A 1,763-nucleotide genomic window follows, 5' to 3' on the forward strand; every position below is an offset into this window, starting at 1 on the left:
CGCCTTCGCTGTTGGTCACGCCCGCCACCGCGCGGGCGGCGTCTTCCGCTTCCTCGGCCGCGGCGCGCAGGTCCTGCGGCGAACGCTCGGCGGCGTCTTCCAGATCGAGGTTCGCGAACGGGCCTTTCGCCAGCCGGTCCCCCGGCGCGAGGCCCGCATACTTGTCCGCGGGCGCCGCCCGCGCCATCGCCACCGCGCGTGTCGCCAGTTCGTCGAGCGCGGCATCGCCGAGGTCGGTCGACCCGATCGAGGCGGAAGCGCCGCCGACAAACACGCGCAGGCCGATATGTTCGGACTCCGACCGCTCCACGTCCTCCAGCGCGCCGAGCCGGACCTGCACCGATTCGCTGGCGTTGGCGAGATAGATCGCGTCGCCCGCCTCCGCGCCGGCGCGCACTGCGCGTTCGATCAGCGCGTGGCAGCGCTCCTGGGCTACGGCGGGGGACAACATGGTTCGGCCTCTCGGATGGGGCGCGGAGGGGTGCCGCGCAAGCGATCAGGCCACGGCGTCTAGCCCGCCCGATTCACGACCGCAATCGCGGGCTTGCCGACCGGGCAAGGACGCTCTCTTCAGAACAGCGCGGCGATCAGCTTGAACAGGCCGGTCAACAGGAACGGCAGCCCGATAGCCAGCAGCCAGATCGAAACCTGATCCTTGCGGAACGCCACGCGCCGGTCCGGATCGGCGGCTGCGGCATCGCCGATATGCTCCCAGCGCCGTTCGAAGCGGCGGAACATAGGAATGATCGCCCCTACCAGCACCACCAGCGCCAGCATCGGCAATGCGGAAGCGCTGTCCCCCTCGATCGCCTGCATGGTCACGAAAATCTGCAGGCCGGTATAGACCAGCAACGCATAGGCGACCGTGTCGCTCATCCGCTTGCGCCAATCCAGTTGGCCCCGACTGCGCCCGACGGAGAAGGCCTTGCCCATACATCCTTCCTTCTAGGTCCGTTTCCGGGAATAGATCACGCAATCCTGCGTGTTTCAAGGCCAAACGGGCATTTATCGCGCAGGGCATACCGCCGGAAGCGGCGACCATGCACAAATCCTGCCAGTTATGCCGGAAGCTCCCCCAAGTTGCGCGCGAGGGGTTTGATCGCGCGCCAGACCCGGCTATGGCGGGTCAGCGACCGGAAACGGCAGAACCGTAAACAGTTCAGGCGGAACCGCATACAGATGACAGCCCTTGCCGACACCACGCCCGCGGACAGCGGGCATACGCCGGGATCGGCCCCAGGATCGAACGACACCTCGCCCCCCTTGCCGCAGGGCGGACTGGAAGTGGTGTCGATCGCCAAGAGCTACGACAAGCGCGCGGTCCTGACCGATATATCGCTGTCCGTTGGCAAGGGCGAAGTGCTGGGCCTGCTCGGGCCGAACGGCGCGGGCAAGACCACGTGCTTCTATTCGATCATGGGGCTGGTCCGCCCGGATTCGGGCCGCATCCTGCTGGATGGCGTGGATATCACCCGCCTGCCGATGTACCGCCGCGCGATCCTGGGCCTGGGCTATCTGCCGCAGGAAACCTCGATCTTCCGGGGCATGACGGTGGAACAGAACATCGCCACCGTGCTGGAACTGATCGAACCGGACAAGGCCACACGCATGGCCGAACTCGATCGCTTGCTGGACGAGTTCGGCCTCACGCGGCTGCGCACCAGCCCGGCCATGGCGCTTTCGGGCGGTGAACGGCGCCGGTGCGAAATCGCCCGCGCGCTGGCCGCCAAGCCCTCGATCATCCTGCTCGACGAACCCTTCGC

The 1,763-nt window shown here is 67.2% G+C and carries 3 protein-coding genes; 1 reads left to right on the forward strand and 2 read right to left on the reverse strand.

Features of this window, described 5'->3' with window-relative positions; all coding sequences use genetic code 11:
* Together B3547_RS21505 and B3547_RS21510 are read right to left on the reverse strand one after the other, a co-directional pair.
* The coding region (locus B3547_RS21505) for a PmbA/TldA family metallopeptidase (protein WP_292966904.1) at positions 1-451 on the reverse strand (451 nt) is incomplete at its 3' end.
* Positions 452-570: 119 nt separating this feature from the next.
* Positions 571-876 (reverse strand): hypothetical protein, encoded by a 306-nt coding sequence (locus tag B3547_RS21510; protein WP_233497431.1) that lies wholly within the window; start codon positions 874-876, stop codon positions 571-573.
* A gap of 303 nt (positions 877-1,179) precedes the next feature.
* On the opposite strand from B3547_RS21510, the gene B3547_RS21515 reads away from it, so the two are divergent.
* Positions 1,180-1,763: LPS export ABC transporter ATP-binding protein (locus B3547_RS21515; protein WP_292966908.1), on the forward strand; the 584-nt coding region annotated here is incomplete at its 3' end.

The sequence above is a fragment of the Novosphingobium sp. UBA1939 genome (genome assembly GCF_002336885.1).
Lineage (GTDB): Bacteria > Pseudomonadota > Alphaproteobacteria > Sphingomonadales > Sphingomonadaceae > Novosphingobium.

Excerpts from the sequence above, each read along its gene's own strand:
- B3547_RS21510 (WP_233497431.1), bottom strand. The coding sequence starts at position 876 with ATGAGCGACACGGTCGCCTATGCGTTGCTGGTCTATACCGGCCTGCAG.